This is a genomic window from Cellulosilyticum sp. WCF-2, from assembly GCF_003990395.1.
GTDB lineage: Bacteria > Bacillota > Clostridia > Lachnospirales > Cellulosilyticaceae > Cellulosilyticum > Cellulosilyticum lentocellum.
Genome location: NZ_CP034675.1, coordinates 3,027,370 through 3,045,279 on the forward strand (window position 1 = coordinate 3,027,370; position 17,910 = coordinate 3,045,279).

Genomic DNA, 17,910 nt, shown 5'->3' on the forward strand with positions numbered 1-17,910 from the left:
CGTTGTCCAGTGGATTTACTTTACTCTTAATTTTGAAAGGAAGATGTATATGAAAGGTATTGAAAAATTTGGGGTTTTTAATGGTAACATCTTTTTACTTTTAGGTGTTAGCGGTACTGGTAAAACCTCATATCAAAACATTTACATTGCACCATGGGCACGGAAATATTTTAAAGGTTTAATTGGAGAAGCAAATTCTACGATTGTTAACAAAGTCATCGTATATACTAGTAGATTGCAAAAAGATATGATTTTTATCATTGAACCTAAAAAGTTAGTAATTAATCAATTTAAGTTTCTAGCATATATAGCAAACAATTTAGTTAAGCTTGCAAAAAAAGCGGCTGATACCCCTAAAAATTATACTGCTGATGCTATGAAGCAGGAGCTAGAAGCAGGATTAAAGGTAATATGGAACACCATTTCAGGGATGTTTGCAGGTATATTCTTACTAGATACCGCAATTAGACAAGAATATTTTAATAGGATATTGGATGTGTGCTTTAAGTTGAATTTTGAAGATATCAAGCAAATTGGAATAGAAGCACAGCAAGGATGTGTTGATAAAGCAGGGGCGGATATCATTAGAACAGCTATACACACAGAAATTACTATGTATCTCGATAATCAATGTTCAAGTATAAAAAATGATTTGATTACAATTTGTAGTGATATAAACGAACAATTGAAATCCCATTTTGAGGTATGCTTTAATAGTTATACTAAAAATGATAGTTTCTACTACATTGCAATACCAACAGATGAGGCATTGCAAACTTCCATGCATAAGAATTTCATCGATTTATTTTTTAAAGCTAATGATACTAAGGATACAGTCTCACTAGAGGTTTTATGTGAAACGATTACAATATATGTTCCATTAGATCCAACTATTAAAAACCTTATAGAATCAGACCAAGATTTATTAAATAAGATGCGAGATCGAAATGGTGACATTGAATTTGCATTTGAAGATACTAAAGGTATATATCACAATGATGATGGTGATAGTGATGCTTCCCAAAACTTATCTGATTATATGAAAGAGTTTACTGGTACGGGTTATATATTTATAAATCCAGTAATAGAATCTGAGATGAGCAAAAAAATTAAGAAGCTTTTCAATGAAATAGCTAGTACTTTTGTGAGGAACAAACCATTAGCAGTAGTTATGCCAAAAGTTGATCTAGGAATTGACTCTATTCGTAAAAATTTACAAGAACAAAATGAAGATCCTTTTTCTATGTCGAATATTACACCAGTAAAACTAGACGGGATTAAAGCTAGAGAAATTATAGAAGATAAATCCAACATATGTAGAGATGAGATTTTACAAGCATTAAATCCTAAAGGTTTGCAATTGTGTGGTGTTTTCCCAGTATATTTAAAACCTGATGATCAATTACCAGAGGAGATTGCATCCACATATCATCCTTATTTTCAGGCAGTAGCATTATTGAAAGCATTTTATGAACAAGTATATAAACCTAACGAATTTGTGTATGTAACATTAGATACAAATGCAAATGATATTACTTTTTCCATTGACATTAAAAATTTAAATGGAATTATGCATGATTTACTAAATAATGAACCTAAATATACGAGTACAGTTCATAACCTAATATTAAAAAATATAAGTGAAAATGTAGGAATAACGCCTAATGGCAATGGGTATAATGCACTTCGTAGGCACTTAGAAAAAGGTGAAGGATGGGAATCTTCAATTAACGAGTGGTATTTTATAACTTGTAAGTCTTTTAATATTCAATATCCAAATTATTTGTACGCAATTATAAAGAATTATATACTTGTTCCAAGTATGTTAGATCGTATTGTTTCACAAGTAATAGTCATTGGAGGAGGAATATTAGATGATAAAGCAGAAGAACAGTTTAAAAAATTATTATCAAGATATTTAAAATACTATACCAAGCAATTTGTCAAAAATATCGTATATGATAATGTGTTGATACCATCTGATAATAAATATCCTTCTTTTAACTATAGAGACGCGTTTAAAGGCTTTTTACTTGAATCAACAAATGTATTTACAAACCTTCAATTATGTGAAAATATATATAGCAGTAGTGCCTATACCCAATTAAATAAAGCAATTTCAAGTATTTTAAGTCAAAATATTCGATTTAAATAAATTATAGGATAAGGTTCACCATTAAAATTATTAGTGGTGAACCTTGTTGCAGTGTCCCTTATAAAAATTTACCTCCTCGTGGTACAATTACACATAATATATCATAAGAGTACAGAAACTATTTAGTTTGAATTTGGCATACTAAGACATCACATATCTGACTGAATAAGTTAGAATAGTTAATTTAAGAAAAACATAGAATTATCAGAAGTTAATTGATATAATATTCTAAATAGCAGAAAATATATATTATCAAAATGAAAGCGATAGAAATAACTATACAGAGGTGAGAGAATGAGTACGGAAACAACAACAATTTTTAAAGAGTTAACACCCATAATATTAGATTTAGATAATATATTTTTAGACCCAAATAATCCTAGATTTACATCCATGACATGGGATGAAGTTTCAGATAATCGTATTGATGATGTTGATGTACAGACTATAGCACAACAAAAATTAATACAAGATTTTTCTGTTGATAAACTTATTGTAAATATAGAAACAAACGGATTTTTACCTATAGATAGGGTGATAGTAAAGGAATTTAAAGATGGTAAATATGTAGTATTAGAGGGAAATAGAAGAATTTGTGCTACTAAATTAATTAAGAGTAAACATGAAAAAAATCCTGAAGCTGTAAGTGGAGAAGTGATGGAATCAATAGCAGAAATCAACTGTTTGTTATACACCGGATCCGAGCAACAGCCCTCATGGATATTCCAAGGTTTACGTCATATTATGGGAATACATGATTGGTCAGCATTTAATAAGGCTAAATTATTAGTTAAATTAATGGAAGATGAAGATCTAAATTTAACAGAAGTTGGTAAACGTTTCGGATTAACTGCTTTTGGGGCCGGTCAGTGGGTAAGAGGGTATTATGCTTTTAGAATTGCAACAGAAGAATCTGATTATTCTAGGGAAGTGGATGAGAGAGCATATCCATACTTTCAAGAACTTTTTAGTAGAAGTAATGGCCCTTTTAGAGAATGGTTACAATGGAATGATAAAGAGTATAAATTTGAGGACTCCCTACATTTTAATGAATTTTTATCTTGGCTATATCCTCGAAGTGAAGAGCAACTTGATGGATCAGATGTTCATGGTGATTGGGGTCAAAGAAAAATTGCAAGAAGTAATGATATTCGGATGTTATCATATTTATTGAGAGAAGCAACAGTTGAATTTGAAGCCTTCAGAAATGAAGGACAGTTAGAAAAAGCCTATAATCTAGCAAATACCAAAAAATATATTAGAGATTCTAATCCTAGCGAAGAAGCATTTAATAATATAAGTGCATGTATAAAATCCTTAGAAAATCTTCCCTTTAAGTTAATTAAAAACGAAAGTGAGAAACTCTTAGACTTATTGAATTCACTAGAAAAAGCCGTAGGAGAAATAAAGGAAATATGCCAATAAATTATAATGCAAATGTTATACGATATTTGTATAGGAAGGAATATAGCTCAGATACATACGAATTTAGAGAAATTTTAAAAGAGGCAGTAATACATGAAATAGATTCTGATTTGACTCAAGTTGATGGTATAGTAGAGAAAAAGCTTAATACAATATGGTCTTTGTATAAGAAAGATTATGAATTTGATTTAGCTAATAATATAGTACCATTATTTGATATTGTTAATGAATACTCTAAGACTATAAAATGGATAGGTATAAATAGTGCTAAAATTAAAGATACAAGACGATATTTATATACTATTCGCCCATACATATATAAGTATATTGACAGTATAGATGATAGAAAATATGAGGCATTAGCCTGTGTAATATGTAAATTTTTAGGAGCTGAAAATGTAAAGTTAACCTCTGCTGGGAATGAAGGAGGAATAGATTTTATTGCTAGTATAAAATTTCCAGTAAAAGCTCATTTTTTATTTGGAAATAAAGGCCCTATTAGAATCATTGGGCAATGTAAGAAATATTCAACCAAAGACAATGTAGGGCACATGAAAGAGTTTGTCCAAACACTTAATAATGTACATAATTTATCATATAGAGCAGGTGAGGTTTTACCATCATGGTTTAAGGCATCAACAGGTCCTATTATTGGGTGGCATATTTCAAATTTGGGACATCAATCTGGGGCGTTAGATATCGCCAAAAATTATGGTATCGTTACTTCAACATCTAAAGATATTGTTGAGATTATTTGCAAATCCAGAATAGAAGGTAATTATACTGAAAGGATTAGATATATTAATAATTTAGTTGAAGAATTACTTAGAGGTTAAAAATATGATGCAAGTTTAAGGGTGAGTCTGATAAAATCAGGGCACCTTCTTTTTTATGGTATGAGTTTCTTCCTATTATATTGCAACTGATTTCACCCTACATTTTCTAGTGCACCCTCTATATAATTTGCAACCCCAGGGGGTACAATCATACATAGTATTGCATAAAAGTGCAGATACTATTAAGTTTGACGTGCTAAGGCAAGAAGAAAGCTTAAGTTTGAGCCTCAACTCTACCTGGGGTGTAAGAAGACGTTTTGAACAAGGTAAAGTAACCATTAATGAGAAGAAGTTCTTAGGCTATGACAAAGATAGTGAAGGCAATCTTATCATCAATGAAACGCAAGCAGTCATTGTACGAAGGATTTATAAAGATTTCCTGGATGAGAAAGGCACAGCTCATATCACAAGGGAATTAGAGCAGGAGAAAGTTAAAAACTGGAACGGCACCACTAAATGGTATGAGAGCACCATCAAAAGCATCTTGCAAAATGAGAAATACAAAGGTGATGCCATATTACAGAAAACTTATACTGTAGATTTCCTAACAAAGGAGCGTGTGAAAAATACCGGTAAAGTACCCAAATACTATGTAGAGGAAAGCCACCCAGCTATCATAGCACCTGAAACTTGGCAAGCTGTTCAGTTAGAAATGGAGAGGCGTAAGAAATTTTGTATGGAGCATGGTATCAAAAATCTAGACACAAGAATACCCTTTGGTGGGAAAGTTATATGTGGCATTTGTGGCTCGGTTTATAGTAGGAAAACATGGATGCAGCCTGATGGAACCAAAAGAAAGGTGTGGATGTGTAGCAATAGATATAAGGAAAAAGGAGTAAAAGGGTGTGAGAGTAAACATGTTAATGAGGAAGTTTTACAAAAAGCTTTTGTGGCGGCATTTAATGAACTAGTTACAAATAAGCAGTATTTCTTAGAAAAATGGAAAGGTGAGTTAGAGGATAGTAATGCATTAAAACAATATAGGTTAAATGAGTTTATTGGGATATTAGAGCAAGAGGAAAAGCAAGAACAATTCAACGAAAGCCTGTGTCTTAGAATACTAGAACAGATTGAACTGTTTGATAACAAAGGAACAATGCACATTACATTATTGGATGGTATGAGTATGAAGTGTGAAAATAACAATTAAAAACTTTGAAAGCATGACTAAATTTGAATCATAAAATAAACACCACTTTTGTAATTAAGTTTAAAGTGGTGTTTATTTTACATATTGTGCACAACAACCACAAAATATTACATGCTTTTAGCACATTCTACCGAAAATAACATATATGACAGTTTCAGACAAAGTTTTAATATTTTAATTATTATAATTATATTGAAAATAATTATAAAGGGGAGTTGCTATTTGAAAACCAAAAAAAGAGTTTTAGCCTATTTACTTACTTTAACACTAGCTATGACATCATTGCCTATTCAATTATTTGCACAAACAACAAACGACTTACCACTACCTATGTCAGCACTTGTAGATACCCAAACTACAACACCCGGAGCTATACAAATTAATCCTTCTAAGTATACTGGGGATGGTTATCAAGTAGAATTTAAAATAACGAACCAATGGCCTGGGGCATTTAATGGAGAATTAGTACTTACTAACACGGCTGATAAACCACTAGAAAACTGGACATTAAAATTTGATTTTGAACACGAAATTACAAATATGTGGAATGCTCAAATTTTAACACATGAAAATAACAGCTATGTAATTAAAAATATGGGCTGGAATCAAGATATTGAGCCAGGAAGTAGTGTAACCATCGGTTTCCAGGCCAATGGCGATGGTACTATTAATAATCCAAGTAAATATAGCCTGGATATGGAAGAACAAGTAGCAAGTGATGTAGATTACACTATTGGATTTAAGCTAACCGGAAACTGGAATAATGGCTTTAATGGAGAAATAAGTATTACTAATCAGTCTAAAGCACCTATTGAAGACTGGAGCTTAGCTTTTGATTTTGAAGCTAATATTAATAACTTATGGACTGCTACTATAGTTGAGAACATTGATAATCACTATGTTATTAAAAACAAAGGATATAATGCTAATATTGCACCGGGACAAACTCTAACTTTAGGTTTTAGTGGAGATAATCTTAAAGATAGTACAATTGAACCAAGTAATTATAAATTATCTTATATTGGCTCAGTTAAAGATAAAGAAGAGATTGATTATGAGTTAGACACTGATAATGATGATTTACCTGATTACTACGAAAATATATTAGGAACAGATCCTTTAAATGCAGACACTGATGGGGATGACCTTCCTGATGGTTATGAGTATTGGGAACTAATGACAGACCCATTACTTCAAGATTCTGATGGAAACAATATAAGTGATGCAGATGAAGACTTTGATGAGGATGGACTTACTAATAAAGAAGAGTTCTTATTAGACACGGATCCTTATAATAATGATACAGATGAAGATGGTTTGCTAGATGGGGATGAAGTTAATAAGTTTAACACAAATCCACTCGTTTATGATGAGATAGATGAAAATTTAGATACAGATCAAGACGGCTTAGTTGATGGATTAGAGATGAGATTAGGAACGGAATTTAATAACCCTGATACTGATGGAGATGGCCTTCTAGATGGGTATGAAGTTTTTAAGATTGGAACGAATCCGTTAGCGGTAGATTCAAATAGCAATGGTATAAATGATGGTGATGAAGACTTTGATCAAGATGGATTAAGTAACCTAGAAGAACAGAAACTAGGAACAGATCCTCAAGTAGCAGATACAGATAAGGATAACTTGAGTGATGGTGATGAAGTTAATCAATATTATACAGACCCACTGCTACATGATACAGATGGTGACACCATAGGTGATGGGGATGAGATTAAGTTAGGCCTTAATCCATTAGCCACTAGTACTAATGGTGTTCCTGATAATGAATACATGATAGAACAGACAGCATCAGAGGAAGCACTTACGTATATTAATACCGAAGAAAATGCCTACAAATTATCAATTGATATGATTGCTTCAGGTAATGCGGCAGACAACATTATTGTTTCAACAAGCCAACAGGCTCATGCAATAAGTAGCAATGATGCTATTGTTGGAATCCCTATTAGCATAGACTATTATTCAGGAATAATAGAAGAGGGAACGCTTCATTTTCAACTTAAAGAAGATGTTCTATCCGAAGAAAGTAAGGTTAATGATATCAATTTAGAAGGTCTAAAAAGATATTATGTCTTTAATTATAATCAAGAAATAGGAATGTTAGTACCAGTACCAACAACTTATGATGATGATAATGGAACCTTAGTTACTGAAATGATAGGAACTGGTACATATTGTGTCCTTGACCTTGAAAAGTGGTTTTTAGATATAGGGGTTTTAAATGAAAACATACAAACATACTCAGAAAGTACAAGAATGAGTCTCAATAGTACAAGTACATTTATAGACCAAGCATCTATGAATTCAGCTAACGCACGTAGTTTAACTTCAGGTACTTTTAATACTAAACAAAATAAAGTTGATTTAGTGTTTGTAGTAGAAACAGGGTATACTATGGAAAGTATAATGAAATCTGTTAAGACCGGAATAAAACAGATTATTGAAACTCTAGAAGGCCAAAATATAGATTTACAAGTTTCCATTATAGATTTAAAGGATGCAAATTATTTTAATTCCTATAATCCCATTATGATAAATGGAATATCAGCCATAGAAGCAGAAGGTAAACGGGAACTAAGCTTTACAAATAGTAAGGAAGAGATGTTCTCATTAATAGACTCTCTTGATGCATATGGAGGATATGACAGACAAATAGCTGCAACGCCTCTAGCTGGTTTAGGTTATGTAACTACATTACCATTTAGAGCAGATGCAAATAAATTCACGTTACTTATTACTGACAAATCATATAGTGCTACTAATTATCATGGTTTCAAAACTGTATTTGAATTACTAGATGTATTGAAACAGAAAAATATCAGCTTAAGTATTTCAACGATGTCTATACCTACCGAAAGTGGTAGCCTACCAGATATGACCGTTCAAAATTATAAAAGGTGGCTCACTAGAGTTGATGGTGTGTTTGTACTCTTAAGGAATTTTACTGATAATATTAGTGTTTTTACTGACTATTTATTAACTCATTTAATAGAACAAGATACTTTTATGATACTTAAAAGTAATAGTTTAGATGAGGTAATCTTAGATGATCCTCTTATAAAAGGCGGAAGTACAGACTCTGACAAAGATGGTCTCACCGATAGTGAAGAGGTTAACTGGGGGAATGAACTTACTGGTACTAACTTAATTAAAATTACAGCAGACGGCTATGAACTTCCTACCCTTAATGACCTATGGGGTATGATATACATAAAATATAGTTACAGTTGTGAAAACTTCCCATATGCAGATAGATTAGACCAAAAGGTATTACCTTTACTATCAGACCCCACAGAAATAGATAGTGATGATGATGGAATAGCTGATCCCGAGGATACTATGCCATTTATAAATAATTTTATTAGCTCATGGGTAAAGGTAACCAAAAATGGTATTGATAATTATATAGGATTTATTAAGAATGGTGATGAAAATTTAAGAAGAATTACTTATGATATGGGTACATCAAATAATCAAAGAATCTATAGATTTGAGAATGAAGAATGGGTACTTGCAGAAGGAGAGACAATATCAATAAGTAAGGATGCATTAGATGCAGAAATTCATGAGGGAAAAGTATTTATTAATGGAGTTACAAATACTGCTATTATTGGTTATAATACTATTATAGATACAGCACAAAGCCTTTGGCTATCTCCCTATAATCCTTTAAGGGAAAATGAAGAGGATATGACGAATGAAGACCGACATGCAGAAGCAGCAGGTATTATAACTGGGGTTATTGATTCCTTACTTCATGATGAAAATTGGGGCATTCCTATATATTCCAATAAAGGTAATGTAGTATTTAGAGTTTCTTTATTACCATCAAATACTGCATTAAAAAAGGCCATATTAGCAACGGCTGGTGACAGTGAGTACCTTTTAGAAAAGAATGAGTATTATTTACGTGCAAAGTTTTATACCGAAATTGCACTGATAGTTGCCCATGGAATTAGAGGAACGATAGGATTTGATATGGGTAGCAAGTTAATAGCCCAAGGATTAATTTCAAGTGGGGCAAGCGGAGGAATAACAACACTTGCATCTGGATTATCGGTAGCTACAGGCGTAGTATTAATCGCTGATGCAACTTCAGAAGCTGTATTAATAGCACAGACAGTCGGAATTGCAACTGGCGATAATGAGAAATTAAAGAAAGTGGTTAGGTCTAAAGTAGAGGAAAAAATAAGTAAGGCTGCTAAGAAGTTCGGAAATTTTGAATGTGTACCCTGCGCTAAAAAAATCAAAGGAATACTAAAGAAAAATAAAATGAAGGGACGTCAAATTAATCTGACATATAAAGATAAAAACGGGTTTATTTGGAGTGATACAGCAAATAAAACAATAAGTGAGAATGGATTCCATACAGCAATAGAGTTCAACGGAAAAGTATATGATAATATTCATACCGATGGGATTGAATATGAAAAGTGGGTAAAAGACTTTTTGGGAAATGGGGAAAGAACTATTGAATTTACAGATTTTTAAAGGAGCTAGTTATGAATAAAATAACAAATGAAGTATTTTTAAAAGATTTACTTGAACTAACAAATGAAATAAAAAAAAGGCCAGAAATATATTTAGGAGAAAAGTCATTAACAAAATTTTATCATTTTATTAATGGATTCTCAGAAGCATATCATTATATGGATTCAGAAAAAAAATATTTTACTGTATATCCTGGCTTTCAGGAATGGATTCAAAATAAGTACAATATATTAATTGTAAAATCATGGTGTAATATTCTTTTATTTCATAGTAGTAGTGAAAAAGAAGGGTTAGAATTGTTTTTTAAAGAAATTGAATTTTTTATGAACATAGATAAGTAAAATAATCGAGGATTTTCGGGAGGGCCTTCGGGTCGGTTTGAAGTTTTATTATAAATTTCAAGAACTGGAGGCCCTTTTGTAAAATTTGTAAATTCGTACTTTTTGACTTCAGATTCTTGATTCTTTGTAAGTTGTGTCTTATAATCATTTCTTGTGTATAAAAAATAACATCAGAGATGAAGATACATTAATATCATCTGGTTGATGGAGTTTCTTCTTATTTAGGAGAGGGGGTCTAGGATACATTCTTCTATTACGCGTAATAGTTTCCTTACTACACTCCAAAGGCACGTTGAGACAGTAGTCAAGCTATCTAAATAAACCCTAGTAATATCAAGGCTTTGAGCGATTATGCTTGAAGCCTTTTAGTGTGTTTTAGTGGAGGGTGATGTTTGTGGGAACATATCTTTAGGGGGAGGGGGGTACAAACTATTTGGCAAAATTCTTGTATTTTGCGAGAAGGTTCGGATATTGCTGGAAGGTATAAGATATGTATAGTTTGATAGTATTAATAAAAAGTGATATTCTTAATTGTAAGAATATTGTTTGGTGAGAAAGGTGATACGGTATGAGTTTAATGGTTTATTTATGTCCTAAAAATCCTTCATCAGATATTAGTGGAATAGAAAAGAAATTTGATGCGGATAACCATTCTTTATTTGGACTAGAAAATTGGAGAAGGAGTGTGTGGGGGAGTGACAAAGTAAGAAATATGGGGTGCCAAATATTACATACACTAAAGGACAATGATATCTATGCTTTTGACAATAATATTGATATTTTAAAAGCAGACCTCTATTTAATACTTAAAAATATTAGTAGTATTTCAGATAACAACACTATAATTAAAGAAAGTATTGAAATACGTATAAACAATGCTTTAGAAGTAATACGAGTAGCAGAAATGTATTTAGATAAAGTGGGAGTTTACATTGGATGAGCTAGATGATTTTGAAATGATTGGTACGCAATTTAGCAATGGAGTATAGTCAATAGTTTGGACACGATTTGTAACGAAAAAATTTGTTGAGATCAATAATTATGCGTGCTGATCCCAGTATTCTGCTTCTAACTCATTTGGCGTTTTATATCCAATCGCACCGTGGGGAAGACGATTGTTATATAGATTTTCAATGTACTCGAAAATATCTAGTCGAAGTTCCTCTAGGGTATGATAGCTTCTGCGATTGGTGCGATTCTTTTTGAGATATTTGAAAAAACTTTCACAACAAGCATTATCCAAAGGGTATCCTTTTTTAGAAAATGACTGCACAACATTATAGGAATCTAAGAGATTTCTAAATGCAAAAGCAGTATACTCAGATCCCTGGTCAGAGTGAAATATGAGTCCATACTGAACATGACGGCTTTTATAAGCCTTATTAAAAGCTGACATTGTTAAGGTGACATCGTGGTTGCTAGCTATGTGCCAACCAATGATTTTTCTAGAAAACAAGTCCATGACAATGCAAAGATAATACCATTTACCATTAACTTTTATGTAAGTGAAATCACTAGCCCAGACAAGATTTGGAGCCTTTTGGTTAAATTCCTGATGGAGGTGATTATCGCATTCTCCCTGATTGTGATGTTTTACTCTACAAGGTTTATCTGTAGACATTTTAGGAAGAGACATTGATTGCATCAGTCGGTACACTCGTCCCACGCTGATGTTTATACCATAATCACGACTGAGGATATATGTAATTTTATAAGCACCAAGACATTTATCATAGTCAGAATAAATCTGAAGAATGACACGTTTGATATTTAGATTCTCTTTTACTCTTGGAGCAGGTTCGGAGTTGAAGTGCTTATAGTAAGTGCTGCGATTTACGTTAAGTACGCGGCAAAGGGTTTTAATATCATGCTGAAAACGTAGTTTATAAACAGCATCTAGTCGCTCAGAGAGTGTGGCGTGAATATGGCAATCGCTTTTTTTAATATGAGGTTCTCTTCCTCAAGTTGAGCCATTCTTTTTTGCATTTCTTTAATTTGTTTAGCAGTTAGGACTTTGCCATCATCGGTTTCAACAGTAGAATATTGTTTAATCCATTTAGCGAGAGAAGTCTGTGAAATATCATATTCTTGGCAGAGAGAAGTCTGAGTTTTGCCATTATGATAAAGTGCAACGATTGATTTTTTAAAATCTTCATCATAACGAGTTTGTTTAGTTGCCATGTGGGCACCTCCTTTTGTGTCTACTTATTTAATATAGATCCAGGCATTTGAACTAGATAACTCAATTGGTGAATTAAGTAAGATGCCATATGGTAGTTTTGCAGAAAGAAAAAGTAAGCAAGATAAATGGAGTATAAGTCTTTAGGTTGTAGAATTAATTATAAAGGTGATTTAATGAAGAAAAAGTACCCCGCAGTAGTTGAATTTATAGGAGACCCCAAAAGTTATATTCTTGCATGTGAAGATTCTAGTTTAAGATATTGTAGGGATTGTGAAATATTACCTACCTGTATAAAGAAACATAATATGTGTGAGTTTACACCTAACAAACATTATAATGCTTATTTTTTAGAGTATTGGCAAGGGAGAAGAAATAGTATTCATGTAACATGTAATACTAATGAAATAGTTGATTTTATCCCCTTTGAGGACTTTGAAATCATTGAGGATGTGGATGAAGTTTTATCTAATAAAGAGGCAATTGTAAGATGTATTACACATGAGTATGATAGTAGTCTTTTTGATATTAAATACAATAAAAAATACAAAGCAATTGGTATTTCACGCAATCCTGATAAACAGTATACTTATCTTGTGATGGATGAGAGTATGGATTGTTATTTCTATCCAAATCATTTTTTTGAAATAGTTGAAGATAGAGATGACATACTTGATAGGGAAAATGGCATTTTCGTATATGATAAAAGTTTATTTATTGACTAAATGGTAAATGTGCACTTACTTTAAATAGTAGGTGCTTTCTTTATGCTCAAAATAGAGAGTTGGTGATGGCATGGCAAGTAAAATCAAAGGGATTACGATTGAAATTGGAGGTGATACTAAACCACTAGAAAAGGCCTTAAGTGATGTTAATAAAACCAGTAGAAACTTGCAATCAGAGCTAAGAGAAGTAGAAAAGCTTCTAAAACTTGATCCAGGTAACACAGAGCTTATAGCACAAAAGATGAAATTACTCCAAGAACAAACAGCTAACACCACCGAGAAACTGAAACGATTAGAGGATACACAGGAGCAAGTTAATAAACAGTTTAGAGAAGGTAAGATTAATGATGAACAGTATAGAGCTTTTAATCGTGAAATTGAACAGACTCGTATCCAACTGAGACAACTTGAAGAAGCTGCTAATGACTCAGTTGATGAGATTGAAGATTTGGGGCAAGCTAGTGAAAAGTCAGAAGGTAAGCTCTCCAAACTGGGTTCTATGGCAGGAAGTGCAGCTAAATCAATCGGTGGTATGGCGGTCAAAGGAACTGCTGCTGCCTTAGTAGGCATTGGAACAGCAGCAGCTGGCATTGGTGTTGCAGCTGTAAAAAGTGCAGATGATGCCAAGAAAGCACTTAATAGTTTACAAGTACAAACGGGTGCTACAGATACAGAAATGAAAAGCCTTGAAAAAGGTATGATGGCAATCTATCGTAATAACTTTGGTGAGAACTTTGAGGATATTGCAAATTCCATGGCTAACATTGCTCAGCAAACTAATATGACAGGCAAAGAGCTAGAAACTGCCACTACCAATGCCTTAATGCTAAGAGATAGCTTTGGTTTTGATGTATCAGAAACTACCCGTTCCATTAATCAAATGATGAAAGAGTTCGGTATTTCAGCAGAAGAAGCTTATACCTTAATTGCTCAGGGTGCTCAAGAAGGTCTTAATGCAAATGATGATCTCCTTGATACTATTAATGAGTATAGTGTACATTTTCAGCAGTTAGGTCTAGATGCTGAGGATATGTTCAATATGCTTGAAAATGGGTCAGAAACAGGATCTTTTAGTATTGATAAACTAGGAGATGCAGTGAAAGAGTTTGGTATTAGAGTTAAGGATGGTAGTAAAACAACTACAGATGCTTTTGATGCACTAGGTTTAGATACTGAAAATCTAACTGCTCGTTTTTCAGAAGGTGGAGAAACAGCTTCTAAAGCTTTTGATGAAGTTATTTCAGCCCTTATGAAGTGTGATGATAAGGTCGTTCAAAACACAGCCGGAGTAGGACTTTTCGGCACCATGTGGGAGGATCTTGGCGTAGAAGCCATTGTTGCTTTAACTAATGTAAATGGAGAGTTTGATAAGTCCGCTGATACCTTAGCTAAAATTAATAAGATTAAGTACAACGACTTAGGTAGTGCTATTAGTGGCATTGGAAGAATTCTTCAAACAGACTTCCTTATTCCACTAGGCAAAGAAGTACTACCTTTGCTGAGTGAGTTTGCTAATGCGCTAAGTAAAGGCTTTAGCGGAGATACTTTAACAAGTTTTACGACTTCTATTAATACCTTTGCTACAGGCATGGTTAATAAGTTAACTGAGATTCTTCCCAATCTAGTCAAAATAATAAGTGATGTACTTAGTGGATTGGCCTCAGCCTTAGCAGATGTTATTCCTACAGTTTTACCTCTGCTCATGGATGGGGCATATCAGCTAATTAATGCGCTGATTTCAGTGATTCAGGAGAATGCTCCGGCCTTTGCAAGCTTAGCTGGGGATTTGATAACTAGTTTTATTACTTTCTTAATGGAAACACTGCCAACACTAGCAGATGCTACATTACAAATAGTTATTACACTAATAGATGCTTTATCTGAATCCCTGCCTACTTTAATTCCAGTTATGGTAGAAGGGATTTTAAATTTAGTTCAAGCGATTCTAGATAATTTACCAGCCTTTATTGAGGCTGCTATTAATATGATTCTAGCGTTAGTAGAGGGGTTACTTAATGCACTACCTACCTTGCTAGAGCAAGCACCTATTTTAATAGGACAACTGGCAGATAGCATTATTGCTGCTATTCCAATGCTTATTGATGCTGCTATACAAATTATTACTGGGTTAGTGGAGTTTATATTAAATAACATTGATAAGATTGTTCAAACTGCTATTGAATTAGTTATTGCATTATCTATGGGATTAATTGAAGCCATTCCTAAACTAATGGAAGCTACACCAAAGTTGGTTAAAGCAATTATTGATGTATTTAAGAATACTAACTGGGGTGAGGTAGGACTGAACTTAGTGAAAGGAATTGCTACAGGGATTGCAAATGGTGTAGGTTCTGTAGTACAAGCAGCAAAAAATATGGCCAATAGTGTTTGGAACAGTATTACTAGTGCTTTTGATATGCACTCGCCATCAAGGCTTGCCATTAGAGTGTTTCAAAAAGACTTTGTAGAAAAGGGTATTGGTCAAGGTATTTTAAAAGGGATACCAGAAGTAGTTAAAAATACAAAACAAATGAGTGAAAGCATTGTAGGAGCTATGCAAGCTATTCCAAGCATTGCTTTAAAAGCACAGCTACAAGATGTATCTAGTCAGAATATAGTTTCTACAAGTGGCTTAGTATCTACAACTTCCTATTATGAAGATGGTGATATCATCATCCAGAACATGAATATCAATTCAAAGGAAAATGCTCAGTACTTTGCTGAATATCTATATGCCTTAAAGAAGACTAGAAATAGAACTTTAGGAGTGATGACATGATTAAACTCTATACAATGGATAACCTAGTGACTTCTTATGCCAGCGTTCCTGTTATAAATGGCAATATAAGTGGAGAAAGAAATGGCTATCACAAGTTATCTTTTTCTATCTTAAGTAAATACCTTAAACAACATAATATAACGATTACCCCTAAAACCATCTTTCAAGTAGATGGTCTTTTTTATGTGTGCACAGATGCTGGAAATAGTGATGTAGAAAAGATTGAGCTAAGTTATAATGCAGAACTTCTTCAGACTCAAATCTTAATGTTTAAGTTTATGGATACTCTAGAGTTAACAGGTACCTCTATCGTAGAAGTTTTATCACTGCTAGTGAACTCAACCATTCTAGAAGTAGGAGACTGTGATAATATCTCAGGCTTTGACTTTCAGATTAGTAAAAACAATGCTCAGTATGCGCTTAGTCAGCTTCTTGAAGCCACTAAAACAGAAGTCACTTATAATGACGTAAAAATTAATATTAAGAAAGCCAATTGGCAAGACAACATTAAAACGCTTATTAAAGGCTATGACTTCACTACTTTAGACGAGAGCACAGATGTATCAGATGTTATTACAAAACTTCACTATCAGAATACAAAAGGTGACCTTAGTGGCTTTATAGTAAGTACCTATGCCGGAAAATATGGTTTTACTAGAGAAGGCTATCAAGAATTTGATACAGATGATCTAGGAACTTTAAACACCTTAGCAGAAGAATATTTAGCTACTGTAGATCAACCTAGTTGCAGCATTTCTATAAGCATTCCTAAAGTTAAAAAACTTAACCTAGGCCTTTGTGAATTAGTTAAGCTCCATAACACCTTATTGGACCAAGAACTAATCTATAAAGTAGTAGGTTATAATAAAAGTCTTACTACCGCTGCAGATACTTATCAGTTAGGCCAACGCAAGAAGGACTTCACAGATATTGAGCAGCTCTTTAATGAGAAGGCCCAAGAGGTCGTTCAAGAAGTAGTTCAAAATGTTATTGTTGAAGTTATTAAGCAAGAGGTCATTAGTGCTAATACAGCTCATATCCTCAATGCTTGGATTAAAGATTTAAATGTAGAGTTTCTTGAAACCAACTTTGAGGCTCTTGATGTAAGACAGCCCTATCCAGAAGATGGTCGTCGCAATTTTATTCGTATTAAAGAAGAACAAATGGAGTTTGTTACCCAGAGCTTAAGTAAAACAGAAGTTCAAGACTATCACAATAAGGATGGTGATTCGCTTTATTACACTGCCATAGATGACCATGTACAGGCCTATAAATATTTTACGATCACCTCTCCTACTAGCATTTATCAAGGCTTAACAGAAGCACAAGTTGATAAATTTAAAGTTAAAGTAAGAAAAGTACTGAGTGAAAGCATAAAGGCTACTTTTACCTTTGGACTTATTGGTGATACCCAATATCCTCTTATGAGGTGGGGTGTTGGTACAGATCCAAGCGGTAGTTCTGATAAAGGCAAAGGTTTTATTTATAAAGAGCTAGATGGTTTAGTACTCAAATACATTACAAGTACAGGAACTGTTCATCAAATTAAACTAGGTGAAAATGGCATAGAAGGCATAGCGGCTGATGGAGAAACGATTATCCAAAACATCAACATGGGTGGGCTGGTTGAAATACCTGGTGTGGCTCTTACGAAAGCTTCTTTTAGTGAAAGTGGTGTTTCCTTAGAACATGGTGAAACGAAAACTACCTTTACTTGGACCAAAGATAGCCAAGGAAGAATTAGCACACTTTATAATTCTCAAACAGGCCTAACTGTTCCTGTAAGCTGGAGTTAGGAGGATAAGATG

Annotated in this window: 11 protein-coding genes; 10 read left to right on the forward strand and 1 reads right to left on the reverse strand. The window is 33.2% G+C overall.

All coding sequences use genetic code 11. The features are described 5' to 3' along the window. The first annotated feature begins 49 nt into the window (after positions 1-49). The 7 genes from EKH84_RS13555 to EKH84_RS13585 all read left to right on the forward strand — a co-directional run bounded on the left by EKH84_RS13555 (position 50) and on the right by EKH84_RS13585 (position 11,359). Positions 50-2,155: a hypothetical protein gene (locus EKH84_RS13555; protein ID WP_127066718.1), complete on the forward strand. Its 2,106-nt coding sequence runs from the start codon at positions 50-52 to the stop codon at positions 2,153-2,155. Between the two features lie 294 nt (positions 2,156-2,449). Next, complete coding sequence (locus EKH84_RS13560) at positions 2,450-3,580, forward strand: hypothetical protein (protein WP_127066719.1); 1,131 nt, start codon at positions 2,450-2,452, stop codon at positions 3,578-3,580. Continuing rightward, positions 3,571-4,416 carry a restriction endonuclease gene (locus EKH84_RS13565; protein WP_127066720.1) on the forward strand — a complete coding sequence of 282 codons (846 nt, stop codon included), beginning with the start codon at positions 3,571-3,573 and terminating at the stop codon, positions 4,414-4,416. The genes EKH84_RS13560 and EKH84_RS13565 overlap by 10 nt, the downstream gene beginning before the upstream one ends. A gap of 220 nt (positions 4,417-4,636) precedes the next feature. Then, positions 4,637-5,566, forward strand: coding sequence for a recombinase family protein (locus EKH84_RS13570; protein WP_243118596.1), 930 nt, complete (start codon positions 4,637-4,639; stop codon positions 5,564-5,566). 222 nt (positions 5,567-5,788) lie between these two features. Next, the gene (locus EKH84_RS13575; protein WP_190283332.1) at positions 5,789-10,078 is read left to right on the forward strand and encodes a cellulose binding domain-containing protein; all 4,290 of its coding nucleotides are present in this window, start codon (positions 5,789-5,791) and stop codon (positions 10,076-10,078) included. 11 nt (positions 10,079-10,089) lie between these two features. Beyond that, complete coding sequence (locus tag EKH84_RS13580) at positions 10,090-10,419, forward strand: hypothetical protein (protein WP_127066722.1); 330 nt, start codon at positions 10,090-10,092, stop codon at positions 10,417-10,419. Between the two features lie 568 nt (positions 10,420-10,987). After that, on the forward strand, positions 10,988-11,359 hold the full coding sequence (locus tag EKH84_RS13585) for a hypothetical protein (protein WP_127066723.1): 372 nt from the start codon (positions 10,988-10,990) through the stop codon (positions 11,357-11,359). Positions 11,360-11,458: 99 nt separating this feature from the next. On the opposite strand, the gene EKH84_RS13590 is transcribed toward EKH84_RS13585, so the two are convergent. Continuing rightward, a protein-coding gene (locus tag EKH84_RS13590) for an IS3 family transposase (RefSeq protein ID WP_243118597.1) occupies positions 11,459-12,600 on the reverse strand; the annotation gives its coding sequence in 2 pieces (ribosomal slippage) (positions 11,459-12,351 and positions 12,351-12,600; 1,143 coding nt in all). 174 nt (positions 12,601-12,774) lie between these two features. Here EKH84_RS13590 and EKH84_RS13595 point away from each other — a divergent pair. From EKH84_RS13595 to EKH84_RS13605, 3 genes are all read left to right on the forward strand, one after another. Beyond that, complete coding sequence (locus EKH84_RS13595) at positions 12,775-13,323, forward strand: hypothetical protein (protein ID WP_127066724.1); 549 nt, start codon at positions 12,775-12,777, stop codon at positions 13,321-13,323. Between the two features lie 70 nt (positions 13,324-13,393). After that, the gene (locus tag EKH84_RS13600; protein ID WP_127066725.1) at positions 13,394-16,102 is read left to right on the forward strand and encodes a phage tail tape measure protein; all 2,709 of its coding nucleotides are present in this window, start codon (positions 13,394-13,396) and stop codon (positions 16,100-16,102) included. Next, positions 16,099-17,898, forward strand: a complete 1,800-nt coding sequence (locus tag EKH84_RS13605; RefSeq protein WP_127066726.1) for a hypothetical protein — start codon at positions 16,099-16,101, stop codon at positions 17,896-17,898. Before EKH84_RS13600 ends, EKH84_RS13605 begins: the two co-directional genes overlap by 4 nt. The last annotated feature ends 12 nt before the right edge of the window (positions 17,899-17,910 follow it).